The organism is Streptomyces camponoticapitis, assembly GCF_014646115.1.
Classification (GTDB): Bacteria; Actinomycetota; Actinomycetes; order Streptomycetales; family Streptomycetaceae; genus Streptomyces; species Streptomyces camponoticapitis.
Window position 1 is genome coordinate 61,364 of the sequence record NZ_BMMV01000033.1, and the last position, 24,001, is coordinate 85,364.

Sequence of the window (24,001 nt, forward strand, 5' to 3'; positions counted from 1 at the left end):
CCCGGTGCCGGGCAGGGTCGTCACGGGCGCCTCCTGACGGCCTGCCGGGAGATGTTCCTGGCGTCGAGTCCGGAGAGGCCGCGCACCGCGACGTACGCCTTCTCGCGTCCGGGCAGCGAGACCCGGCCGCGCAGGACGGCCTCGGGGTCGCGTTCGATCCGGTCGAGGAGCCTGCGGTAGATGCCCGCCATGGCGGCGACGCAGGCGCCGGAGCGCCGGTCGAGCATGGGCAGCAGCCGGTAGCCCTCGGCGAAGAGCGTGCGGGCCCGTCTGACCTCGAAGTGGACGAGCCCGGCGAAGTCGGAGCCGACGGGCGGCGTGGCGCTGTCGAACCCGGCGGAGCAGCCGAACTTGGCGAGGTCGTCGGCGGGCAGATAGGTGCGCGCGTTGCCGGCGTCCTCGCGTACGTCGCGCAGGATGTTGGTCAACTGGAGCGCCAGGCCGAGGGTGTCGGCGTACTCGGACGCCCGCTCCGCGCCGGGCGCGGACGGGTCGGTGCCGAACACCCCGAGCGAGAGCCTGCCGATGGCTCCGGCGACGCACCGGCAGTAGATCCTGAGGTCGTCCCACGTCTCGTACGTCTCGCCCTTGACGTCCATCAGGACGCCGTCGATCAGTTCGTCGAGCCCGCCGAGCGGGAGCGGGAAGCGGCGGGCCGCGTCGGTGAGCGCGACGGCGACGGGGTCGGTGTCGTCCTCCTCGACGGCGCCGTTCCTGATCCGCCCGAGGAGGGCACGGGTGTCCTCGAGTCTCGACTGCTTGGCCCCGGGCTCCAGCGTGCCGTCGCCGATGTCGTCGACGCGCCGCGAGAACGCGTACAGCGCCGACATGGCCTGCCGTTTGTCGGCGGGCAGCAGCCGGATGCCGTAGGCGAAATTACGGGCCTGCTGCCCGGTGACGGTCTCGCAGTAGCTGTACGCGGCCAGTACCGGCGCCGACACGGGGGACTGTCCCTCCACGATCCGGCTCACCCCTTTCTGTGCGTTTTCCGCAGGACTGCTCCCACTTCACGCAGCAGACGTGGTGTGGTCGCTCTGGGCGGTCCGGGCAGTACATCGTGTCCCACGGCGGCGACCGAGGAGAGGGCGGCGCGCCCCCCGCCGACGAATCCGGCCAGCAGAAGTCTCAGCCTGCCCCGGACGCTGTGGACCAACGGCCCTCCCTCGTCGAGGAGTTGACCTGCGCGGTCTGCCTCGAAGGCGATCAGGCTCCGTACGGAGGCGTTCGCGGTCGGTGCGGCGAGGTCGTCCTCGGTGACATGGAAGCGCTTCATGTCGTCGGCGGGCAGATAGATCCGGTCGCCGGCCAGGTCCTCGGCGACGTCCTGGAGATGTTCGACGATCTGGAGCGCGGTGCAGACGGAGTCCGAGCGCCGGACGCGTTCGGGGGTCGCGGTGCCGGTGATCGCGAGGACGAGACGGCCGACGGGATTGGCCGAGAGTTCACAGTAGGCGACGAGGTCGTCGTAGGTGCCGTAGCGCCGTACGGACTGGTCCTGGCGGTTGGCCTCGATCAGGCCGAGGAACGGCTCGGGGGTGAGCGAGTGGCGCCGGACGGTCGGGGTGAGGGCTCTGAGCAGGGGGTGGCCGGGGGCCGGTCCCGCGGGGTCGAACACCCGGCGCAGGTCGGCCTCGAAGGCGTCCAGCATGGCGAGCCGGTCGTCGGTCGCCTCGGGGTCGAGGCCGAGGTGGCGGGCGTCGGCGCCGCCGGGTGCCAGGTCGCCGTCGCCGATGTCGTCGACGAGGCGGGCGAAGCCGTAGACGGCCATCAGATCCACGCGCCAGGCGCGCGGCAGGAAGAACGGGGCAACGGGAAAATTCTCACCGGACGCCTTGTCGAGCGTGGCCCGCGAGGAGGTCTCGGTCTGCCTCTGGGAGGCGCCCGTCACCGCGGACCGCCTGCTGCGGGGACGGCGCGACCCTCGCGGAGCTGGAGATCAACCGTCATTGCCGTCACGTCTCCCGTTCTACACTGCCGACCCAAACATCCCATTTCGGACACGCCGCGCGGCCTGGCGACTGGGATACCGCCGATATGGGCGGATCCGCGGCGGGTCAGCCGGGGCTTACGGACGTATCGCCGCTCTTGCCACGAATCAGCACCGGTACAGCTTACGTTGTACAACGCCCAGGCCCGCGCCGGGGCGCCTCGCGCACAACGACAACATCACGGCCCGCTTCAACCTTCCTCGGCGGCACGGGACTTGACGCAACTTTGACGATTGCCGGGGGCCGGGCGGCCACCGGGCGGGAGCGGGGCGACCGCCGGAGGGGCCGCGGGCGGTGCCGCACGGCATGCGGCGGCGGATGCGACGCGGGGCCGTCTCACGCTCCGGCGGGGTGCTCCCGGGGCACCAGCAGACCCGCGACGATGGTATCGATCGAGCGTTCGATCACACCGTCGCGGTCCCTCTGCGAGAGGCGGGCCATCGGCCCGTCGAGGATGAGCATCGCGACGCCGTGCGCGGTCGACCAGGCGGCGGCCTCGGCGCCGGGGCGGTTCGCGGCGGGCATCCGGCCGGCGGCGAGGAGCTCGTCGAGCGCGGCACTGAGCATGTTGTACGAGCGGAACTCCGGGTTGCCGGCGACCGACGTCACACCGCCCCATCCGGCGTCCTCCTCCTCGCCCGCCGTCGCGTGGTGGAAGGCCGTACGGAAGAGGCCGGGGTGCTCCAGGGCGAAGCCGACATAGCCCCTGCCGATCCCCACCAGCCGCCGCTCGGCGGCCACCCCGGGGTCGCCGTCGCCGGGCAGCCCCGCCGCGACCCGCTCCATCGCGTCCGCGAGCATCTGCTGCGCCTCCATCTTGACCGCGTGGAGCAGTTCGCCCTGGCCGGCGAAGTGGCGGTAGGCGGCGGTGGCCGAGACGCCCGCACGGCGGGCCACCTCACGCAGGACCACCTTGCCCGGCCCGCCGTCGGTCGCGAGCTCCAGTCCGGCGCCGATCAGCGCGTTGCGCAGGTCGCCGTGGTGGTAGCCCGCCTTGCCCCCCTGACCGGTCCGACTGTTCTCCATGCCTTCATCCTGCCCGATGTTGACACCACTCACATCCACTGCCAAGGTCAGTGTTGACGTCGTTAACATTCCATGAGGGGGATCTCGTGCTGTCCAAGATCGCTGAGCTGGCCCTGAGAAGGGCGCGGCTCCTGCTCGTACTGGCCACCGTCGCCGTCGTCGCCATGGCCGCGCTCGGTGCCGGTGCCTTCGGCAAACTGCTGGGCGGCGGCTTCGAGGACCCGGACGCGCAGTCGTCGCGCGCGACCGTCCGGATCGACGAGAAGTTCGGGGGCGAGACCAATCTGCTCTTCCTGGTCGGCCACGAGGGAAGCGGCCGGGAGGGGCCGGGCTCCCCCGCCGTCGACGAGCGGGGCCGCTCCATCACCGACGGCCTCAAGGACGACAGCACCGTGAGCAACGTCGTCTCGTACTGGGACACCAGGAGTCCGCGGCTCATCTCCAAGAGCGGCGGCGAAGCGCTGATCGCCCTCCATGTGAAGGGCGACGAGACGAAGCGCGCCGAACGGGCCGAGGAGCTGATCGACCTCTACACGCGCGGACGCGACGGGGTGGAGGTCCGGGCCGGGGGCGCGACAGCCATCAATGTGAACGTCAGCACCCAGGTCTCCGGCGACCTCGCGACGGCCGAGGCGATCGCCGTCCCGGTGACGCTCGCGCTGCTCGTCCTCGCCTTCGGCAGTCTCGTGGCGGCCATGCTGCCCCTGGTCATCGGGCTGATCGCGATCGTCGGCACCTTCGCCCTGCTCTTCGTCCTCGGCAGCCTCACCGAGGTGTCGGTCTTCGCGATCAACCTCACGACCGCGCTCGGTCTGGGCCTCGGCATCGACTACGCCCTGCTGCTCGTCAGCCGCTTCCGTGAACAGCTCGGCGCGGGCGACGAGGTCGCCGACGCGCTGCGCACCACCGTGAGGACGGCCGGGCGCACGATCCTGTTCTCGGCCGCGACCGTCGCCGCCGCCCTCGCCGCGCTGCTGGTCTTTCCGGCGTTCTTCCTGCGGTCCTTCGCCTACGCGGGGATCGGCGTGGTCCTGATCGCGGTCGTCGCCGCCCTGTTCGTCGTGCCCCCGCTGCTCGCCGTGCTCGGCCACCGGGTCAACAAGGGCCGGGTGCCGTGGGCGAGGAACGTGCAGCGCTCCGACGCCCCCTTCTGGGGACGGCTCGCCTCGCTCGTCATGCGCCGGCCCGCCCTCACCGCCCTGCCGGTGCTCGCGCTGCTGCTGCTCGTCGCGAGCCCGCTGCTCGGTGTCACCTTCGGCACGCCCGACGAGCGGGTGCTGCCCGAGGACGCCAACGGCCGTCAGGTGGCGACAGCCGTGCGGACCGACTTCCCGACCGACGAGGCGGGCGCCGTCCAGATCGTGAGCACCTCGGCCGTCGACGCGGGCCCGCTCGCGGCGTACGCGGGCGAGCTCTCCCGGCTGGACGGTGTCGTACGCGTCGACTCCGCCGCCGGCACCTACACCGGCGGGCGGGCGCGTCCGCCGGGCCCGGCGGACGCGGCGCTGGCCCGGCCCGACGCCCAGCGCCTCGTCGCCGTCACCGACACCGTGCCCAAGTCCGGCGCCGCCCAGGAACTGGTGGCGGACATCCGGGCGCTGGACCGCCCGGCGGGCGTCGAGATGCTGGTGGGCGGCACGGACGCGATGCTGGTCGATTCCCGGCAGTCGATCGGTGACCGGCTGCCGCTGGCGGTCGGGCTGGTGGCCGTGACGACCTTCGTGCTGCTGTTCCTGTTCACCGGCAGCGTCGTCCAGCCGCTGCGCGCGCTGCTGCTCAACGTGATCAGTCTGTCGGCCGCGATCGGCGCGATGGTGTGGATCTTCCAGGACGGTCATCTGTCGTCCCTGCTGGGCTTCACGCCGCAGCCGATGGACACCTCGATGACCGTGCTGCTGTTCTGCGTCGCCTTCGGACTGTCGATGGACTACGAGGTGTTCGTCACGAGCCGGATGAAGGAGCTGCACGACTCGGGCGTGGACCGGACGACGACCGTCACGCAGGGCCTGGCCCGCACCGGGCGGATCGTCAGTATGGCTGCCGGACTGCTGGCGGTGAGCTTCTTCGCGTTCGGTACGAGCCGGATCAGCTTCCTCCAGATGTTCGGCATCGGGAGCGGTCTGGCGATCGTCATCGACGCGGTGGCGGTGCGCGGTGTGCTCGTACCCGCCGCGATGCGGCTGCTGGGACGCGGCGCCTGGTACGCGCCGCCCGCGCTGCGCAGGCTGCACGGGAAGGTGGGTCTCACCGAGGAGCCGGCCGGATCCGGGCGGGAGCGCACACCGGCCGGCGTCTGACGGCGCGCGCGGAACGGGGTGGCCCCCACCGGACACCTGTCCGGTGGGGGCCACCCCGTTCCGCGCGGGAGCCTCGAACTCCCCCGGGAATCCGGCTACTTGCCGGTCTCCTTCTCGTACGCCTTGAGCACCTCGTCCGTCGGGCCGTCCATCAGGAGCTCGCCCCTCTCCAGCCACAGCACCCGGTCGCAGGTGTCCCTGATCGACTTGTTGCTGTGGCTGACCAGGAAGACCGTGCCCGCCTCCTTGCGCAGCTCGCGGATCCGCGCCTCGGAGCGGATCTGGAACTTGCGGTCACCGGTGGCCAGCGCCTCGTCGATCATGAGGACGTCGTGGTCCTTGGCCGCCGCGATGGAGAAACGGAGCCGGGCGGCCATGCCGGAGGAGTACGTGCGCATCGGCAGGGTTATGAAGTCGCCCTTCTCGTTGATGCCGGAGAAGTCGACGATGGACTGGTAGCGCTCACGCACCTGCTCGCGCGACATTCCCATGGCCAGACCGCCAAGGATGACGTTGCGCTCGCCGGTGAGGTCGTTCATCAGCGCGGCGTTGACACCGAGCAGCGAGGGCTGACCGTCGGTGAACACCTTGCCGTGCTCCGTGGGCAGCAGCCCCGCGATGGCGCGCAGCAGGGTCGACTTGCCGGAGCCGTTGGTGCCGATCAGACCGATCGCCTCGCCGCGGTACGCGGTGAAGCTGACCCCCCGCACGGCGTGCACCTTGCGGACTCCGCGCTCCTCGCCCTTGTCGCGCCTGAGTATGCGGCTCAGCGCCGCGGTCGCGTTGCCCTTGCCACCGCCGCCGCCGTTGACGCGGTACACGATGTGCACGTCGTCGGCGATGACGGTGGGGATACGTCCCTGCTCGATGAGGTCAGCCACGGCCGTACCGTTCCTCAGCCTTCCAGAAGTACACGAAGCCGGCGATGCCGACGAGCAGCGACCAGGCGAGACCCGACGCCCACACGTGCTGGGGCAGATTCTCGGAGCCGTAACCGTCGATCAGCGCGAAGCGGATGAGGTCCATGTATATGGCGGCGGGGTTGTACTGGAGGACGTCGACGATCCAGCTCGGCCAGTCCGGCTTGCTCGCGAGCATCAGGGGGATCGAGAACATCACGCCGGACGCGTACATCCAGGTGCGCATGATGAACGGCATGAGCTGCGCGAGGTCCGGCGTCTTGCTGCCCAGCCGCGCCATGATCAGCGCCAGGCCGGTGTTGAAGAAGAACTGGAGCGCCAGGACGGGCAGCACCAGCAGCCACGACAGGCCCGGCAGGCTCCCGAAGGCGACCACCACGGCCAGCAGCACGATCATCGAGAACAGCAGCTGCTGGAGCTGCTGGAGCGCGAAGGAGATGGGCAGCGAGGCCCGGGGGAAGTGCAGGGCGCGCACCAGCCCGAGATTGCCCGAGATCGACTTCACGCCCGCCATCACGGACGTCTGTGTGAAGGCGAACACGAACACGCCCGTGACCAGGAACGGGATGTAGACGCGGATCTCCATCCCGCGGCCGGCGTTCAGGATCAGGCCGAAGATCAAGAAGTAGACGAAGGCATTGAGCAGCGGGGTCGCCACCTGCCAGAGCTGACCGAGCTTCGCCTGGCTGTACTGGGCCGTCAGCTTCGCCTGGGAGAAGGCGAGGATGAAATGGCGCCGGCCCCACAGCTTACGGACGTACTCGGCCAGTCCCGGACGGGCACCGCTCACCGACAGGCCGTACTTGGCGGCCAGTTCGGTCGAGGACAGACCGTCGTCGGGAGACGGCGGGGCGCTCATCGCGATCGCGCCGTCATGGGTTGTCTCACTCACAAGTTGAAACTTTCGTGTTCAAGATGCGCAGCCGGTCGGGCACAGGCGTGGACGGCCGTGACCCGGAAGTCAGGGTCGATGCTCTCAGAACCGAGCCTCTCAGATGACAGGCGGTCGGCCCAGTCGGGTCAGCCGCCACACCGTACGCCACTTCATGGGCCGGCGGGGACCGCACGGAGTCGTCCAGCCTTCCCGGAACCCGCCGAACCATGCCTTGAGCGCGGGGACGGTAGGGCGGCGGGCCAGGGTGAGCAGGATCCAGACGGCGAGATAGACGGGGACGACGGGCGCGGGCAGGTTGCGGCGGGCGAGCCAGACCCGGTTGCGGGCCACCATGCGGTGGTAGACCGCGTGCCGTGACGGCGGCATCGTGGGGTGGAAGAGGACCATGTCGGCGCGGTAGTCGATCATCCACCCGGCGTCCAGCGCCCGCCAGGCAAGGTCGGTCTCCTCGTGGGCGTAGAAGAAGTCGCCGGGCAGGGAGCCGACCTCGGCGAGGACTCTCGTACGGACGGCGTTGGCACCGCCCAGGAAGGTCGTCACCCGTGACGAGCGCAGCGGGTCGGAGGCGCGCAGCCGGGGGACGTGGCGGCGCTGGGTGAGACCGGTGTCGGGGTCGGCGATCCGGAAGCTGACGATGCCGAGCACCGGGTCGGCGGCGAAGGCCTCGCGGACCAGCTCGGCGGTGTCGGTGCCGGGCAGTAGTCCGTCGTCGTCGAGGAAGAGCAGGACGTCCACGTCGGAGCCGCCGGGGCCGAAAGCCTCGATGCCGACGTTGCGGCCGCCGGGGATGCCGAGGTTCTCGGGCAGCTCGACGGTGCGTACGCCGTCGGGGACGTCGCCGACCGGGGCGCCGTTGCCCACGACCACGACGTCGATCGGGTCGCCGTCCTGCTTGGCGACGGAGTCGATGAGGGCGCGGAGGTCGTCGGGGCGGTTGCCCATGGTGATGATCACCGCACCGAGACGCATGTCACTCACCTCAGCCTGCTGGAGGCGAGTACGGACACCAGGTGGAGCAGTGTCTGTACGAGGGCGATGCCGGCCAGCACGGCGACGCCGAGGCGGGAGAAGAACAGGTCGTCCCTGACCGAGTCCAGGATGGCCAGGACCAGGATCAGCAGGGACGCCTCGATGCCGAGGATGAGCCGGTGGAACTTGAGCGCCCCGGCGGCCCTGCGGGCCAGCGCCATGCCGGACGAGCGCGGCTCGGAGGCCGCCTCCTTGACCGGGGCGAGTCCCTGCTGGTGACGGGCGACGCCCACCAGGTCGGTCTCGGCCTTGATCAGGATGGCGCCGAGCGCGGCGAGCGTGCCCAGGAAGGCCCACAGCCAGTCGATCCGCCCCGATCCCCACAGGTCGGCGGCGCGCAGTCCGAAGCCGACCAGGACCGCGGCGTCGCACAGATAGGCGGCGACCCGGTCCAGATACACCCCGGTCATCGAGTACTGCTTCTTCCAGCGGGCGACCTCGCCGTCGACACAGTCGAGCAGCAGATAGAGCTGGACCATCAGCACGCCGAGCACCGCGCCCGCGATCCCCGGCACCAGGAGGGCGGGGGCGGCCAGGGCACCGGCGACGGTCATCACATAGGTCAGCTGGTTGGGCGTGACCCGTGTGTTCACCAGGTACCGGTCGACGCGCAGGGAGATCTCGCGCATGTAGAGCCGGCCCCCCCAGTGCTCGCCGCTCCGCCGGTCCTTGACGCCCGGGGGGTGAACGACCGGACGGAGTTCAGCTACTGATGGTCTTGGCATAGTCGGCGTACGCGTCCCTGATCTGGTCGGTGGACAGGTCGAGGTGCTCCAGGATCGTGAAGCGGCCCGGTCGGGTCTGCGGTGCGTATTCGACGGCCCGCACGAACTCGTCGGGGGTGAAGCCGATCTGCTCGGGCAGGACCGGCATCTCATGTCTGCGCAGGACCTCGGCGATGAGCCCGGACTGCTCGCGCGCGCCGCGCAGATGCATCGCGAAGGCGGCGCCGATGCCGACCTGCTCGCCGTGGCTCGCCGCCCTCTTTGAGTAGAGCAGGTCGAAGGCGTGGCTGATCTCGTGGCAGGCGCCGGACGACGGGCGGGAGTCGCCGCTGATCGACATGGCGATTCCGGTCAGGACGAGCGCCTCGGCCAGGACGGTCAGGAAATCGTCGTCGCCGACGGTGCCGGGGTGGCGCAGGACGGCCTCACCGGCGGTACGGCCCATGGCAGCGGCCAGGCCGTCCACGGGCTCCCCGTTGACCTTGTGGGACAGCTCCCAGTCGGCGATGGCGGAGAGATTGGAGAGCGCGTCGCCGATGCCGGAGCGGACGAAGCGGGCCGGGGCGTCGCGGATGACGTCCAGGTCCACGACGATCGCGATGGGCGTCGGGACGCCGTACGAGCCACGGCCGTTGTCGTTGTCGAGCGTGGAGATCGGCGAACAGATGCCGTCGTGCGAGAGGTTGGTGGCGACGGCCACCATCGGCAGGCCCACGCGGGCCGCCGCGTACTTCGCGACGTCGATGATCTTGCCGCCGCCGAGCCCGACGACCGCGTCGTACCGCTTGCCCTTTATGTCGTCGGCGAGCTTCACCGCGCAGTCGATGGTGCCGTCGGCGACGAGGAACCAGTCGGCGTCGGGCAGCAGGGGCGCCAGCTTCTCGCGCAGCGCCTGGCCGGAACCGCCGCTGACGGCGAGGGCGAGCCTGCCGGACGCGGAGATCCGCTGGTCGGCGAGGAGGCCGGCGAGGTCGTCCATGGCGCCGCCGCTGATGTCGACGACGACCGGGGACGGGATGAGTCGGGTCAGTACTGGCACGCGATGACACGGCCCTTCGCGAGGTCGTCGTGGTTGTCGATCTCCACCCAGGGGACGTCGCCGATGGGGGCGACGTCGATGGTGAAGCCTCTGTCCACGAGTTCCTGGTAGCCGTCCTCGTAGTAGAGGTCGGGGTCGCGCTCGAAGGTGGCCTTGAGGGCGTCGGCGAGTTCGTCGGCGGCCTCGGGCTCGATGAGCGTGACGCCGATGTACTCACCGGTGGCGGTGGCGGGGTCCATCAGCTTCGTGATGCGCCGTACGCCCTTCTCCTCCTCGGTGATGACCTTCATCTCCTCGTCGGCGAGCCGCTTCACCGCGTCGAGGGCGAGGATGATCTTCCGGCCCTCGCCGCGGGCCGCGAGCAGGGTGCGCTCGACGGAGACGGGGTGGACGGTGTCGCCGTTGGCGAGGATCACGCCGCGCCTGATGATGTCGCGCGCGCACCACAGGGAGTAGGCGTTGTTCCACTCCTCGGCCTTGTCGTTGTCGACGAGCGTGAGGGTGAGGCCGTACGTCGCCTCCAGGGCCGCCTTGCGCTCGTACACGGCCTCCTTGCGGTAGCCGACGACGATCGCGGCCTCGGTGAGCCCGATCTCCGCGAAGTTGCCGAGCGTCAGGTCGAGGACGGTCGTGTCGCCGTCCACGGGCACCAGGGCCTTGGGGAGCGTGTCGGTGTACGGGCGCAGACGCCTTCCGGCACCCGCTGCCAGAACAAGGCCGATCATGCGGTTTCTCCTTCGTCGTGTACGGCGGGGGCCCCCGACGACACCCAGAACTGGATGGACTCGGCGAGCGCGATCACGGCGACGACGACGGCGAGCACCGTCAGGCCGAGCGGTAGGTCGAATTCGGCCGTGGAGAAGGCGGCGAGCGCGGTGACGAGGAGCGTGCGGCCCTCGTGTCCGCCGAGTGACCGGACCAGCCCGCGGGGCGGGGCTCCGGCGCCGCCGCGGATGCGGTACACCGTGTCGTAGTGGTGGTAGGCGACCGCCGCGACCAGCCCGAACGCGGCGGGCAGGGCGCCGGGGACGCCGGCGCGGGCGGCGAGGACCAGGACGGTGCAGTACTCCGCCGCCCGGAGGACCGGCGGGACGAGCCAGTCGAGCGGGCCGCCCATCCGGTGGGCGACCGCGATCCCCGACGTGACGACGTACACCAGGGCGCCGAGGACGAGCACGGGGCTGTCGAGCGGGGCGGAGGCGGCCACCGCGACGGCGGCGCCGCCGCCCGCGAGGGCGATCAGGAGCGGCAGTACACCGGGCAGCGCGCGGGCCGGGCGCCGCAGCACACGGGCGACCAGCTCGGCGAGCGGTCCCGTGTCGGCGAGGTCGGCGAGCGCCCGCGCGGCGCGGTCGGTCCGGACGGCCTTGCGGGTCACCGAGCGCAGGACCCGGCCGGCGGTGGTGTAGCAGGCGGCGAAGGCGCAGCCGACGAGGAGCGCGTAGAAGACGATCCGGGGGGTGGCCACGGCGGTGAGGACGGCGATCATCGCCCAGCGCTCACCGATCGGCAGGACGATCATCCGGCGCACCCAGACCGTCCAGCCGACGCTGTCGAGCTTGCTGGAGAGGGCGGTCGTGGGGGTGCCGACGACGGCCTTGCCGTTGACCGTCGCGGCCGTGCTGTCGGCGTTGGCCTCGTTGAAGGCGAAGTCGACAAAGTGCCGGACGGACTGGAGGACCATCGCGGCGAGCGCCAGGGCCCATACGTCGTCACCGCCGCGGGCGGCGCCGAGCGCGAGACCGGCGTAGTACGCGTACTCCTTGGCCCGGTCGAAGGTCGCGTCCAGCCAGGCGCCCAGCGTGGAGTACTGGAGCGAGTAGCGGGCGAGCTGTCCGTCCGTGCAGTCGAGTACGAAGGAGAAGAGCAGCAGCAGTCCGGCGGCGACGTAGCCGCCCCGGGTGCCGGTGGCCGCGCAGCCCGCCGCGATCAGGGCGGTGAACAGGGACGCGGTGGTGACCTGGTTGGGGGTCAGTCCGCGCCGGGCGCACCAGCGGGCGAGGTAGCGGGAGTAGGGGCTGATGCAGAAGGTGGTGAAGAAGCCGTCGCGGGCCTTCACGGCGGAGCGCAGCCGTACGGCCTCGTCGTCGACGGCCGCGACGGCGGCGAGCGCCTCCTCGCGGGCGGCCGGCCCGTCGGGGACGGCGGCGACGAGCGAGCCGAGTTCGGGATGCCGTACGTCGGTGCCGTCGGCTTCGAGCGCGGCGGTGACCCGGTCGGCGAGGGGGAGTTCGGCGGTCGCGGGCGCGCTGTGCGTGACGGGCCGGCCGGCCTCGGTGACCAGGCCGGTGCCACCGGTCCGTACGGGGTGGGCGTCCGTTGTCGCGCCGGTACGGCCGCCGTCCGTGCCGTTCGTCACGGTGGTCAGCGCCACGGCGAGCGCCGCACGCGCCTCGGGCCGCGCCGTCAGCGCACCGGTGACGGCCGCCGCCGGGAACCGGGGATCGGTCAACGCCAGCCGCAGCGTGTGGAGATGGCCGACGAAGCGCTGGTCGACCAGGGCGACCCGGTCAGCGGCGGGCACCGCGGCGAGCAGCCTCAGGGCCGCGGTCGCGTCGGGCGCGGTGCGCACGTCGAATCCCAGCGACCGCAGCTCGCCTTCGAGCGGCGATCCGGGTACCGGCGTGCCGGTGAGGATGGCGGTCGACAGACGAATTCACTCCTTGACACTGACAGGGCGGACGTGCGGCGGCTCTGCCCGGGGTCCGGGTCGGCGGCATGTCGGCAGAGGCTATCGGATGAACGGAAGACCGCGTTCATCGCCCGTTCACGCCCCGGACGCCATGAGCCGGTCCAATTCCGGCCCGCCGGGAGATCATCATTGTCGATCGGTGCCCCGCCTCACAAACCGTGGCCGTCGGAAGCCGTACGGGCTCCGTAAGACATATCCGACTCCGCACGGTCTGCACCGTCGAAGCCGCGACCGCGAGATGAACGTCCGGTAACCGTACGACCACCGGGGCGGTCCGGTCGACCCGGCGGCGGGCGAACGGCACCCCCTAGGCTGACGGCATGACTTGGCTGATCACAGGTGGAGCGGGGTACATCGGGGCGCATGTGGCGCGGTCCATGGCCGAGGCGGGTGAGCGGGTCGTCGTCCTCGACGACGTCTCGTCCGGCGTCGTGGACCGGCTGCCCGCCGAAATCCCGCTGGTACGCGGCTCGTTGCTCGACCGGGAGGCCATCGACCGGGCGCTCGCCGACCACGCGGTGACCGGTGTGGTGCATCTCGCCGCCAAGAAACAGGTCGGCCAGTCGGTCGAGGAGCCGCTCACCTACTACCGGGAGAACGTGCACGGTCTCACGGTGCTGCTGGAGGCCGTGGTCGCCGCCGGGGTCGAGCGGTTCCTGTTCTCGTCCTCGGCCGCGGTGTACGGCGTGCCCGACGTGGAGCTGATCACCGAGAAGACCCCGGCCGTGCCGATCAATCCGTACGGCGAGACGAAGCTCACGGGCGAGTGGCTGGTACGCGCCACGGGCCGGGCCCACTCGCTGCGCACCGCGTGTCTGCGCTACTTCAACGTGGCGGGGGCGGCGCGCCCCGAGTTGGCGGACACCGGGGTGTTCAACATCATCCCGATGTTCTTCGACCGGATCACCCGCGGCGAGCCGGTGCGGATCTTCGGCGCGGACTATCCGACGCCGGACGGCACCTGCGTACGGGACTACATCCATGTCGCCGATCTCGCCGACGCGCATCTGGCGGTGGCACGGCGGCTGGCCGCGCGGGACGTGCCCGGTGACGTGACGTACAACATCGGGCGCGGCGAGGGGGTGTCGGTGCGCGAACTCGCGGATCTGGTGGGCGAGGTCACGGGCCACCGGGCTCCCCCGGTCGTCGAACCGCGCCGGGCCGGCGACGCGGCGAAGGCCGTCGCGTCGGTCGAGTCGATCACCGCGGACCTGGGCTGGACCGCGCGTCGCGGGGTACGCGAAATGGTCGAATCGGCATGGGAAGGCTGGCGGCTGCACCACCCCGAACTGTCGGCGGAGTGAGCCGTAAAACGATCTTCACACTCCCCTGACCTGCGGGCATCATCGCAGGTCAGGGGGAATGACAACGGTGTTCAGTCCCGTGTTGCTCGATACCCCCCACCCGTAGTTCACTGGCCGCATCGGCTCGCACACACCGGGAGGCAACCCCATGGGGGCAGGGCACGATCACGGGCACACACACGGCGGCGCGGCGCCGCCGGGGACCGCGTCCGCCGCCTACGCCGGGCGGCTGCGGATCGCGCTGGGGATCACCCTCTCCGTCATGGTCATGGAGATCATCGGCGGCATCGTCTCCGACTCCCTGGCCCTGGTCGCCGACGCCGCCCATATGGCGACGGACGCCGTCGGGCTCGCCCTCGCGCTGCTCGCGATCCACTTCGCGGGCCGCCCGTCGACCGGAAACCGTACGTTCGGGCTGGCCCGCGCCGAGATCCTGGCCGCGCTCGCCAACTGTCTGCTGCTGCTCGGCGTCGGCGGCTTCCTGCTCTTCGAGGCGGTCGAACGCTTCATCACTCCCGCCGAGACCAAGGGCGGACTCGCGATCATCTTCGCGGCCGTGGGTATGGTCGCCAATCTGATCTCGCTCTCCCTGCTGGTGCGCGGGCAGAAGGAGAGCCTCAATGTGCGCGGGGCGTATCTGGAGGTGCTGGCCGACACCCTCGGTTCGGTCACGGTCCTGATCTCCGCGACGATCATCCTGACCACGGGCTGGCAGGCGGCCGACCCGATCGCCTCCCTGGTGATCGGCCTGATGATCGTCCCGAGAACGGTGAAGCTCCTGCGCGAGACGCTGAACGTGCTGCTTGAGGCGGCGCCCAAGGGTGTGGACATGGGTGAGGTCAGGGCGCACATAGTGGCGCTCCCCGGCGTGGAGGACGTGCACGACCTGCACGCGTGGACGATCACCTCGGGCATGCCGGTGCTCTCGGCGCATGTGGTGGTGAGCCAGTCCGTGCTGGACAGCGTCGGGCACGAGAAGATGCTGCACGATCTCCAGGGCTGCCTCGGCAGCCACTTCGACGTCGAGCACTGCACCTTCCAGCTGGAGCCCGTGGGGCACGCCGAGCACGAGGCGAATCTCTGCCACTGAGCTGTGCCGTGACCGGCGGGCGGCGGAAACCGGGGGCCCGCCCCGTACGGCCCCTGTTAGAGTCCCGGCCGGAGACAAGAGCGTCTCCCCCGTCGTGAGAGGAGCTGAGGTTGATGACCGTCGCAGTGGAGGCCGCCCCGCGCGGCACACGGTCCTTCCTCATCCTCCGGGCTGCCGGCTGACCGGTCCGCACCACACCGGTCCCGCGTCGGCCGGAGCCCCTCACACAAGGGTTCTCACGTTGTCCGACAACGACACGACCGATCCGACCTCCGTCCACGACGCTTTCTTCGCCCTGCACCACGGGCTGCCGCGGCAGGGCCCCGGCTCCGACGCCACCACCAGGCGGCTGCTGTCCTCCGCCGGACCGCTGCCGTCCCGTCCGCGCGCGCTCGACCTGGGCTGCGGCCCCGGCAGGGTGTCGCTCCTGCTGGCCGCCGAGGCCGGCGCGCGGGTGACCGCCGTCGATCTGCACGAGCCGTTCCTCGACGAGCTGCGGCACACCGCCGCCGCCCGCGGGCTCACCGGGTCGATCAGCACGGAAGCGGTCGACATGGCGGAACTCCCCTACCCGGACGGGTCGTTCGACCTGGTCTGGGCGGAGAGCTCGATCTACTCCATCGGCTTCGACAAGGGCCTGCGCCTCTGGCGGCGGCTGCTCGCCCCCGGCGGCACCCTGATCGTCACCGAGTGCGAGTGGACGACGGCGGAGCCGAGCGCCGAGGCGCGCGCATTCTGGGACGCGGAGTATCCGCTGCGTACGGCCGGGGAGAACACGGCCGCGGCCGTCGCCGCCGGATACACCGTGCTGGAGGTCTATCCGCAGCCGGAGAGCGACTGGGACGAGTACTACGGGCCGCTCGGCGAGCGGGCCGACGCGGCCGACTCGCGGGCGCCCGGCATGTCTCAGGCGCTCGCCGTCACCCGTACGGAGATCACGATGCGACGCGAGCACGGCGCGGAGTACGGCTACACCGGTTATGTCCTGCGCCCCCGGCAGCCCGTAGAGGCCAAGGGGACGCAAGGCGCGGAAGGGACAGAAGGAGCACCGGTGGCGTGACGGCCCGGCCCCCGGCGAAAGCCGGGACGTAACGCCCATGTCCGCCCCCGCGGAGCACATTCCGGGGGCGGACATGCCCGTTTCGCGGAAGTACGGACAGGACGCTCTTGTACGGCAGACTTGGGGGCCGAGGACCGAAGCGAAGGATGGCTATGCCGACCACACCTGTCACTGCGACGAGCAGCTCGCCGAACGGCGTACAAGAAGCGATCATGCTGGAGCTGGTCGACGAGGACGGCAACACCATCGGCACGGCGGAGAAGCTCGCGGCACACCAGGCACCGGGTCAGCTGCACCGGGCGTTCTCCGTCTTCCTCTTCGACGAGCAGGGCAGGCTGCTGATCCAGCGCCGCGCGCTCGGCAAGTACCACTCCCCCGGTGTCTGGTCGAACACCTGCTGCGGGCACCCGTATCCGGGTGAGGCGCCCTTCGCCGCCGCGGCCCGGCGTACGTACGAAGAACTCGGCATCTCGCCCACGCTCCTCGCCGAGGCGGGCACGGTCCGCTACAACCACCCGGACCCGGGGTCCGGGCTGGTCGAGCAGGAGTACAACCACCTCTTCGTGGGGCTCGCGCAGGCGTCGCTGCGGCCGGACCCGGCGGAGATCGGCGACACGGCGTACGTCACGCCGACGGAGCTTGCGGAGCGGCACCGGTCGGCGCCGTTCTCCGCGTGGTTCATGACCGTGCTGGACGCGGCGCGCCCGGCGGTCCAGGAACTCACGGGGCCGGCCGGCGGCTGGTAGCCCTCCGCTCGGGCCCCCTGGATCAGGGGGCCGGGGGTACGGGACGCCCCTGAGCCTCGTGGACCGGCAGGACCTCCTGGGCGGGCGGCGCGGCCTGGGCGCTCAGGACCTCCTGGGCGGACACCACCACGGCGTCGCGCGACAGCGGGAGCAGCGCCCAGACGATCTTCCCGCCGCTCGCCGTCTGATCGACGTCGCAGGTGCCGCCCGCCTCCCGGGTGATCTCCCGGACGAGCAGCAGGCCGCGCCCGCCGGTCTGCGCGTAGTCCATTTCCAGCGGCTTCGGCCGGTAGGGATGGTCGTCCTCCACGGACACCCGGACCCAGTCGGCGGCGATGGCGACCTCCACCGCGAGCTCGGGCGAGAGCAAGGCCGCGTGCCGTACGGCGTTGGTCACCAGCTCCGAGACGATCAGCAGCAGCCCCTGGACGGTCTCGTCGGACAGCGGCGCGCCCTGCCGGACCAGCAGATCACGCACGGCGTGCCGGGCGTGCGGCACGGAGAGTTCGACCGCCGGTGCCGTGAACCGCCAGACCCCCTCGTACGGCATCGGTCTCGCCGGAACACTCCCGAGGCTCTCCATCACCGCGGCACCCACTCCTGATTCCCCAGCGCTCCGAGCGCGCTGTGCATCGGACTCCGAGTGTTGGGAGCGGGGCTGGACGGACCAGGGAACTGAACAGAAGTCAGCACCTATCGACACATTGCGGCCAGGTGCGTTTTATCGAGTCGGACGACTGACCGACCGTGTCGCTTTTCTGTCCGTCTATGAAAAGCGCGCGCCCGTGCGGGCCGCCCGTCCGATCCGCCGGTCCGTGCGGTTCCGCCTGCCGGAGGGTCACACCGGCCGGGAACAGCGGGTGCGGCGTGCCCGGATAGCATCCGGCCCATGGAGCCCACCGAGCCCGCACCGCCACGGCTGGCCGCCGCCGTCGCCGACGGGATCGCCACCGTCACCATCACCCATCCCGCCAAGCGCAACGCGCTGACCCCGGACATGTGGCGGGCGCTGCCCGGACTGCTGGCCGGGATGGCGACGGACCCCGCCGTACACGCCCTGGTGCTCACCGGCGCCGGGGACTCCTTCAGCGCCGGCGCCGACATCGGGGCGCTGCGCGAGCCGGGCGACGTGATACAGGATCTCAGCGTGCGGGCGGAGGAGGCACTGGCCGCGTTCCCGAAGCCGACGCTCGCGGCCGTACGGGGCTACTGCGTGGGAGGCGGCGCCCAGTTGGCGGTCGCGTGCGATCTGCGGTTCGCGGAGGAGGGCGCGCGGTTCGGGATCACGCCCGCGAAGCTCGGCGTGGTCTACCGGTCGTCGTCGACCCGCCGCCTGGTCTCGCTGGTCGGTCCCTCGACCGCCAAGTACCTGCTGTTCTCCGGGGAGTTGATCGAGACCGAGCGGGCGCTGCGGGTCGGTCTGGTGGACGAGGTGCTCGCCGCGGGCGAACTGGGCAAGCGGGTGGCCGAGTTCACCCGGGTGCTGGCGTCGCGCTCGCGACTGACGCAGGCCGCGGCGAAGGAGTACGCGGGGGGCCGCGAGGACCGGGACGCGCACTGGGACGAGCAGGCGCGCGACAGCGGGGACCGGGCGGAGGGCGTTGCGGCGTTCCTGGAACGCCGGGCGCCGCGCTTCGGGTGGACGGTGCGGGAGTAGGCCCCCCGCCGGGGCGCTCGCGGGTCACGCACCCGGGGTTCCGTACGTACCGACCAGTCGGTAACATACCCGCATGACCACTCTCGCCCCGCGCGCCGGACGCCGCTGTCACAACGCCGTCAATCCGCTCCACTCGACGGTCTACTTCTCCCCGGACCTGGACAAGGAGCTCGCCGCGACCGGTGTCGACAACCCGAGAGCCGCGTACTTCGCCGGGCGCGGCGCCGCGATGGGCGCCGTAGGGCCCGGTGTGATCGCCGCCGCCTTCTACAACTTCAGCTATGAGCTGGTCGCCCAGCACGTACCCGCCGTCTGGCGCGTCGCCACGCCCGAGGCCGTGCTCGACGCCAGGCTGCGCGCCGTCGACTCCACCCTGCGGCGCGTCCTCGGTGAGGAGGTCATCACCTCCGACGAGATGGCCGAGGCGGCACAGCTCGCGCTGCGCGCCACCGAGGCGTGCACCCGTAACGCCCGGCCGCTCTACGCCGCGCACGCCGACCTGCCGGTCCCCGAGCAGCCGCACCTGGCCTACTGGCACGCGGCGACCCTGCTGCGCGAACACCGCGGCGACGGCCATCTCACCGCGCTGCTGTCCGCCGGTCTCGACCCGGTCGAGGCGCTCGTCAGCCACACCGCGACCGGCAAGGGCATGTCGCCGCGCTGGGTGCTCGGGACCCGGGGCTGGCACCGTACGGACTGGGACGCCGCGGCCGGCCGGCTGCGGAAGCGTGGGCTGCTGGACGAGGCGGGCGAGCTGACCGAGGCGGGCACCGCCCTCAGCGCCGATCTGGAGGACCACACGGACCGGCTCGACAGCGCGCCGTACGAACATCTGGGCGCCGACGGGGTGGAGCGTCTCACGGAGCTGGCGCGTGGATTCCTCCTGGCGGCGGCCGGTGCCGGAGCCTTCCCGGAGGATCTCATCGGGAAGAGCTGACGTTTGCGAAGGCGCTCAGCGGCAAACCGGAGGAGTGTGGGTCATCAAGGCAGACCCGCTGTCTAACAGGAGGTTTCCCATCATGCGTGCCATCGCAGATGCACTTCGCGCCGTCGGTGGCGCCATCGCCACCGTGGTCAGCCTGCCGTTCCGGCTCGTCGCCAAGCTGTTCGGCGGCGCCTCGCGCGGCGGAGGCCGTGCCCGCCGCGCCTGACCCGGCCGCGCCGACGCCCGACCCGGCGCGGTGACGCCACGACACCTCCGACGGACAGGGCGCGCGACACGGCCCCCGGCCACCCGGCACAATGCAGGCACAAGCACAGCCAGCACGAGAGCCGGGTCGGGGAGAACGTGACGACGTCCATCGAAGGCAGGATCGCCGAGGAAATCGGCGTACGTGAGCGGCAGGTGAAGGCGGCCGTCGAGCTGCTGGACGGCGGGTCGACCGTCCCGTTCATCGCTCGCTACCGCAAGGAAGCGACCGAGATGCTCGACGACGCGCAGTTGCGCACGCTCGAAGAGCGGTTGCGCTACCTGCGCGAACTTGAGGAGCGCCGGACGGCGATCCTGGAGTCCGTACGCGAGCAGGGCAAGCTGGACGAGGCCCTGGAGACGCAGATCCGGGCCGCCGACACCAAGTCCCGCCTTGAGGACATCTATCTGCCGTTCAAGCCCAAGCGGCGCACGAAGGCGCAGATCGCCCGCGAGGCCGGGCTCGAACCGCTCGCCGAGGGCCTGCTCTCCGATCCGTCGGTGGACCCCCTGGCCGCCGCGGCGGCCTTCGTCGACGCCGACAAGGGCGTAGCGGACGCCGCGGCCGCGCTGGACGGCGCCCGCGCCATCCTCACCGAGCGTTTCTCCGAGGACGCCGACCTCATCGGTGAGCTGCGGGAGCGCATGTGGACGCGCGGCCGGCTCACGGCGAAGGTGCGCGAGGGCAAGGGCAACGCCACGGAGGGTCCGGCCGCCAAGTTCGCCGACTACTTCGACTTCGCCGAGGCCTTCACCGCGCTCCCCTCGCACCGGATGCTGGCGCTCTTCCGGGGCGAGAAGGAGGAGATCCTCGACCTCAGCCTGGAGCCGGAGGCGGACGACACCGCCGCGCAGCCGGGCCCCAGCACCTACGAGTCCATGGTCGCCCGCCGCTTCGGCGTCGCGGACCGCGGCCGGCCCGGCGACAAGTGGCTCGCCGACACGGTCCGTTGGGCCTGGCGCACCCGGATCCTCGTCCACCTCGGCATCGACCTGCGCCTTCGGCTGCGTACGGCCGCCGAGGACGAGGCGGTACGGGTCTTCGCGTCGAACCTGCGCGATCTGCTGCTGGCGGCGCCCGCGGGGACGCGTGCCACGCTCGGGCTGGACCCGGGCTTCCGTACGGGGGTCAAGGTCGCCGTCGTCGACGCGACGGGCAAGGTCGTCGGCATCGACACGATCTATCCGCATGTCCCGGCGAACAAGTGGGACGAGTCCCTGGCGAGGCTGGCGCGGCTCTGCGCCGAGCACTCCGTCGACCTGATCGCCATCGGCAACGGAACGGCGTCGCGTGAGACGGACAAGCTGGCGGGCGAACTGATCGCGAAACACCCGGAGTTGAAGCTCACGAAGGTGATGGTCTCGGAGGCGGGCGCCTCCGTGTACTCCGCCTCCGCGTTCGCCTCCCAGGAGCTGCCCGACCTCGACGTGTCGATCCGCGGCGCCGTCTCCATCGCCCGGCGGCTGCAGGACCCGCTCGCCGAGCTGGTCAAGATCGACCCCAAGTCGATCGGCGTGGGCCAGTACCAGCACGACCTGTCCGAGGTGAAGCTCTCCCGCTCGCTCGACGCGGTCGTCGAGGACTGTGTGAACGGCGTCGGCGTCGACGTCAACACCGCGTCCGCGCCGCTGCTTTCACGGGTTTCCGGCATCGGCGCCGGTCTCGCGGAGAACATCGTCGCCCACCGCGACTCCAACGGACCGTTCCGCTCGCGGCGCGCGCTGAAGGATGTGGCTCGGCTGGGGCCGAAGGCGTACGAGCAGTGCGCGGGCTTCCTGCGGATCCGGGACGGGGACGACCCGCTGGACGCGTCGTCCGTCCACCCGGAGGCGTATCCGGTGGTCCGCGCGATGGTGAAGACGACGGGCAGCGAGGTCGCGGCGCTGATGGGCAACGCGGGGGCGCTGCGCTCGCTGCGGCCCGCGGACTTCGTCAGCGACGCGTTCGGGCTGCCGACGGTCACGGACATCCTGCGCGAGCTGGAGAAGCCGGGCCGGGACCCGCGGCCGGCGTTCAAGACGGCGACGTTCAAGGACGGCGTCGAGAAGATCGGCGACCTCACGGCCGGGATGGTACTGGAGGGCGTGGTCACGAACGTGGCGGCGTTCGGGGCGTTCGTGGACATCGGGGTGCACCAGGACGGGCTGGTGCACGTGTCGGCGATGTCGAAGACATTCGTGAAGGACCCGCGCGACGTGGTGAAGCCGGGGGACGTGGTGAGGGTGAAGGTGCGGGAGGTCGACATCCCCCGCAAGCGGATCTCACTGACGCTGCGGCTCGACGACGAGGCGGAGTCGGCCGCCGGCGGGGAGCGCGCGCCGCAGCAGCGGGGCGGCGGGGGCGGCAAGCAGCGCGGCTCCGGCGCGGGCGACCGTGGTGGCAATCGCGGCGCGAAGCGGCAGGCGCCGTCGAAACAGCAGTCGAAGCCGGCCCCGGCCCCGGCGAACAGCGCGATGGCCGACGCGCTGCGCAGGGCGGGGCTCGGGGGCTGACAGCGGCGGGCCGGCGACTTGTCGTCGAACGCCGGACAGCGGGTACGTGCCGCCTGTCCGGCGTTCGGGGATGCACCGAGGTCCGGAGCGGGACCACCGCGTGCCAACGGCTCAGGGGCGGGTCGGTGAGAGTTCCGTGAGCTTGCCCGAGGTGACCTCGATCCGCCGGCCCGTCCGGACGGACCCCAGCATCCGGCGGTCGTGGGTGACCAGCAGCAGGGTTCCCTCGTACGAGTCGAGCGCCGACTCCAGTTGTTCGATCGCCACGAGGTCGAGGTGGTTAGTCGGCTCGTCCAGGACCAGGAGGTTCACTCCGCGGCCCTGGAGCAGTGCCAGGGCCGCGCGGGTGCGTTCGCCCGGGGAGAGCGTTGTCGCCGGGCGCAGCACATGGGCCGCCTTGAGGCCGAACTTGGCCAGCAGCGTGCGGACTTCGGCCGGTTCCGTGTCCGGGACCGCCGCGCAGAACGCGTCGAGCAGCGTCTCCGGGCCGTGGAACAGCGCGCGGGCCTGGTCGACCTCGCCGACCACCACGCCCGAGCCGAGGGAGGCGGCGCCCGCGTCGGGGGCCAGCCGGCCGAGGAGGAGCGCCAGCAGGGTGGACTTGCCCGCGCCGTTCGCGCCGGTGATCGCGACCCGGTCCGCCCAGTCGATCTGGAGCGAGGCGGGGCCGAAGTGGAAGTCGCCGCGCCGGACTTCGGCGCCGTTCAGGGTCGCGACCACCGAACCGGAGCGCGGCGCCGAGGCGATCTCCATCCGGAGTTCCCACTCCTTGCGCGGCTCGTCGACGGCGTCGGCGTCCAGGCGTTCGATCAGGCGCTGCGTCTGGCGGGCCTTCGCCGCCTGCTTCTCCGTGGACTCGGAGCGGAACTTGCGGCCGATCTTGTCGTTGTCCGTTGCCTTGCGGCGTGCGTTCTTGACGCCCTTCTCCATCCAGGAGCGCTGCGTCTGGGCGCGCCCCTGGAGGGCCGAGCGCTTGTCGGCGTACTCGTCGTACTCCTCGCGCGCGTGCTGCCGGGCGCGCTCACGCTCTTCGAGATAGGCCGAGTAGCCACCGCCGAAGAGGTTCACCTGCTGCTGGGCCAGGTCGAGTTCGAGGACCTTGGTGACCGTGCGGGTGAGGAACTCGCGGTCGTGGCTGACGAGGACCGTGCCCGCGCGGAGGCCGGTGACGACGGATTCGAGGCGTTCGAGTCCGTCGAGGTCGAGGTCGTTGGTCGGCTCGTCCAGGAGGAAGACGTCGTAACGGGAGAGCAGCAGGGACGCGAGGCCGGCGCGGGCAGCCTCGCCGCCGGAGAGGGTGGTCATCGGCTGGTCGAGGCCGACGGTCAGGCCGAGGGACGCGACGACTTCCTCGGCGCGTTCGTCGAGGTCCGCGCCGCCGAGTCCGAGCCAGCGCTCCAGACCTGCCGCGTACGCGTCGTCGGCGCCGGGCGCGCCGTCGACGAGAGCCTGGGTGGCCGCGTCGAGGGCGGCCTGGGCGTCGGTGACACCCGTACGCCGGGCGAGGAAGTCACGCACGGATTCGCCGGGGTGCCGCTCGGGCTCCTGCGGGAGGTGGCCCACGGTGGCGGTGGGCGGGGAGAGGCTCAGCGCCCCGTCCTCGGGGGTGTCGAGCCCGGCGAGCAGCCGCAGGAGGGTCGATTTCCCCGCTCCGTTGACCCCGACGAGACCGATCACGTCGCCGGGCGCGACGACGAGGTCGAGCTCCGCGAAGAGTGCGCGGTCGCCGTGGCCCGCGGCGAGATTCTTGGCGACGAGAGTGGCAGTCATCAGACCGTCGATTCTAGGGCGTGTCCGCAAAGTCTGTTGGTCGTTGGTAAGTCGTGGTGAGACGTCATGAGTTGACTGATG

19 protein-coding genes and 2 pseudogenes are annotated in these 24,001 nt (G+C 71.3%); 9 read left to right on the forward strand and 12 right to left on the reverse strand.

All coding sequences use genetic code 11. The features are described from left to right. Positions 1-20 precede the first annotated feature (20 nt). From hpnD to IEY79_RS33835, 3 genes are all read right to left on the reverse strand, one after another. Positions 21-971, reverse strand: coding sequence for a presqualene diphosphate synthase HpnD (gene hpnD / locus IEY79_RS33825; protein ID WP_189111475.1), 951 nt, complete (start codon positions 969-971; stop codon positions 21-23). Beyond that, positions 968-1,888 (reverse strand): squalene synthase HpnC, encoded by a 921-nt coding sequence (hpnC, locus tag IEY79_RS33830; protein ID WP_189111476.1) that lies wholly within the window; start codon positions 1,886-1,888, stop codon positions 968-970. Before hpnC ends, hpnD begins: the two co-directional genes overlap by 4 nt. A 436-nt stretch (positions 1,889-2,324) precedes the next feature. Next, positions 2,325-3,014, reverse strand: coding sequence for a TetR/AcrR family transcriptional regulator (locus IEY79_RS33835; RefSeq protein ID WP_189111477.1), 690 nt, complete (start codon positions 3,012-3,014; stop codon positions 2,325-2,327). A gap of 86 nt (positions 3,015-3,100) precedes the next feature. Here IEY79_RS33835 and IEY79_RS33840 point away from each other — a divergent pair, with 86 nt between their 5' ends. After that, a complete protein-coding gene (locus tag IEY79_RS33840) occupies positions 3,101-5,311 on the forward strand; it encodes an MMPL family transporter (RefSeq protein WP_189111478.1) in 2,211 nt (736 codons plus the stop codon). A 95-nt stretch (positions 5,312-5,406) separates the two neighbouring features. Here the strand turns inward: IEY79_RS33840 and IEY79_RS33845 are convergent, their stop codons facing one another. The 7 genes from IEY79_RS33845 to IEY79_RS33875 form a co-directional block, all read right to left on the reverse strand. After that, positions 5,407-6,192 carry an ABC transporter ATP-binding protein gene (locus tag IEY79_RS33845; RefSeq protein ID WP_189111479.1) on the reverse strand — a complete coding sequence of 262 codons (786 nt, stop codon included), beginning with the start codon at positions 6,190-6,192 and terminating at the stop codon, positions 5,407-5,409. Next, positions 6,185-7,123: an ABC transporter permease gene (locus tag IEY79_RS33850; RefSeq protein WP_189111480.1), complete on the reverse strand. Its 939-nt coding sequence runs from the start codon at positions 7,121-7,123 to the stop codon at positions 6,185-6,187. Before IEY79_RS33850 ends, IEY79_RS33845 begins: the two co-directional genes overlap by 8 nt. Before the next feature lie 99 nt (positions 7,124-7,222). Further along, the gene (locus IEY79_RS33855; RefSeq protein WP_189111481.1) at positions 7,223-8,095 is read right to left on the reverse strand and encodes a glycosyltransferase family 2 protein; all 873 of its coding nucleotides are present in this window, start codon (positions 8,093-8,095) and stop codon (positions 7,223-7,225) included. Positions 8,096-8,100: 5 nt separating this feature from the next. After that, positions 8,101-8,880: a CDP-alcohol phosphatidyltransferase family protein gene (locus tag IEY79_RS33860; protein WP_189111482.1), complete on the reverse strand. Its 780-nt coding sequence runs from the start codon at positions 8,878-8,880 to the stop codon at positions 8,101-8,103. Continuing rightward, positions 8,858-9,919, reverse strand: a complete 1,062-nt coding sequence (locus tag IEY79_RS33865; protein WP_189111483.1) for an iron-containing alcohol dehydrogenase family protein — start codon at positions 9,917-9,919, stop codon at positions 8,858-8,860. Before IEY79_RS33865 ends, IEY79_RS33860 begins: the two co-directional genes overlap by 23 nt. Further along, positions 9,907-10,644, reverse strand: coding sequence for a phosphocholine cytidylyltransferase family protein (locus tag IEY79_RS33870; RefSeq protein ID WP_189111484.1), 738 nt, complete (start codon positions 10,642-10,644; stop codon positions 9,907-9,909). Before IEY79_RS33870 ends, IEY79_RS33865 begins: the two co-directional genes overlap by 13 nt. Further along, positions 10,641-12,569: a DUF5941 domain-containing protein gene (locus IEY79_RS33875; RefSeq protein WP_189111505.1), complete on the reverse strand. Its 1,929-nt coding sequence runs from the start codon at positions 12,567-12,569 to the stop codon at positions 10,641-10,643. Before IEY79_RS33875 ends, IEY79_RS33870 begins: the two co-directional genes overlap by 4 nt. A 362-nt stretch (positions 12,570-12,931) precedes the next feature. Here IEY79_RS33875 and galE point away from each other — a divergent pair, with 362 nt between their 5' ends. The 4 genes and pseudogenes from galE to idi all read left to right on the forward strand — a co-directional run bounded on the left by galE (position 12,932) and on the right by idi (position 16,811). Next, on the forward strand, positions 12,932-13,915 hold the full coding sequence (galE, locus tag IEY79_RS33880) for a UDP-glucose 4-epimerase GalE (RefSeq protein ID WP_189111485.1): 984 nt from the start codon (positions 12,932-12,934) through the stop codon (positions 13,913-13,915). Positions 13,916-14,063: 148 nt separating this feature from the next. Next, positions 14,064-15,005 (forward strand): cation diffusion facilitator family transporter, encoded by a 942-nt coding sequence (locus IEY79_RS33885; protein ID WP_189111486.1) that lies wholly within the window; start codon positions 14,064-14,066, stop codon positions 15,003-15,005. A 241-nt stretch (positions 15,006-15,246) separates the two neighbouring features. Next, positions 15,247-16,008: pseudogene (locus tag IEY79_RS33890) on the forward strand (class I SAM-dependent methyltransferase); the annotation flags it as partial. 209 nt (positions 16,009-16,217) lie between these two features. Then, positions 16,218-16,811: an isopentenyl-diphosphate Delta-isomerase gene (idi, locus tag IEY79_RS33895; RefSeq protein ID WP_189111488.1), complete on the forward strand. Its 594-nt coding sequence runs from the start codon at positions 16,218-16,220 to the stop codon at positions 16,809-16,811. A gap of 142 nt (positions 16,812-16,953) precedes the next feature. Here the strand turns inward: idi and IEY79_RS33900 are convergent. Beyond that, positions 16,954-17,394: pseudogene (locus tag IEY79_RS33900) on the reverse strand (ATP-binding protein); the annotation flags it as partial. Between the two features lie 306 nt (positions 17,395-17,700). On the opposite strand from IEY79_RS33900, the gene IEY79_RS33905 reads away from it, so the two are divergent. The 4 genes from IEY79_RS33905 to IEY79_RS33915 all read left to right on the forward strand — a co-directional run bounded on the left by IEY79_RS33905 (position 17,701) and on the right by IEY79_RS33915 (position 22,150). Beyond that, positions 17,701-18,468, forward strand: a complete 768-nt coding sequence (locus tag IEY79_RS33905) for an enoyl-CoA hydratase/isomerase family protein (RefSeq protein WP_189111489.1) — start codon at positions 17,701-17,703, stop codon at positions 18,466-18,468. 73 nt (positions 18,469-18,541) lie between these two features. Next, complete coding sequence (locus IEY79_RS33910) at positions 18,542-19,405, forward strand: SCO6745 family protein (RefSeq protein ID WP_189111490.1); 864 nt, start codon at positions 18,542-18,544, stop codon at positions 19,403-19,405. A 79-nt stretch (positions 19,406-19,484) separates the two neighbouring features. Beyond that, a complete protein-coding gene (locus IEY79_RS38120; RefSeq protein ID WP_268240661.1) occupies positions 19,485-19,619 on the forward strand; it encodes an LPFR motif small protein in 135 nt (44 codons plus the stop codon). A 137-nt stretch (positions 19,620-19,756) separates the two neighbouring features. Then, positions 19,757-22,150 (forward strand): Tex family protein, encoded by a 2,394-nt coding sequence (locus tag IEY79_RS33915; protein ID WP_189111491.1) that lies wholly within the window; start codon positions 19,757-19,759, stop codon positions 22,148-22,150. A 111-nt stretch (positions 22,151-22,261) separates the two neighbouring features. On the opposite strand, the gene IEY79_RS33920 is transcribed toward IEY79_RS33915, so the two are convergent. Further along, entirely contained in the window at positions 22,262-23,920 is a 1,659-nt protein-coding gene (locus IEY79_RS33920) for an ABC-F family ATP-binding cassette domain-containing protein (RefSeq protein ID WP_189111492.1), read from the reverse strand. Between the last annotated feature and the right edge of the window lie 81 nt (positions 23,921-24,001).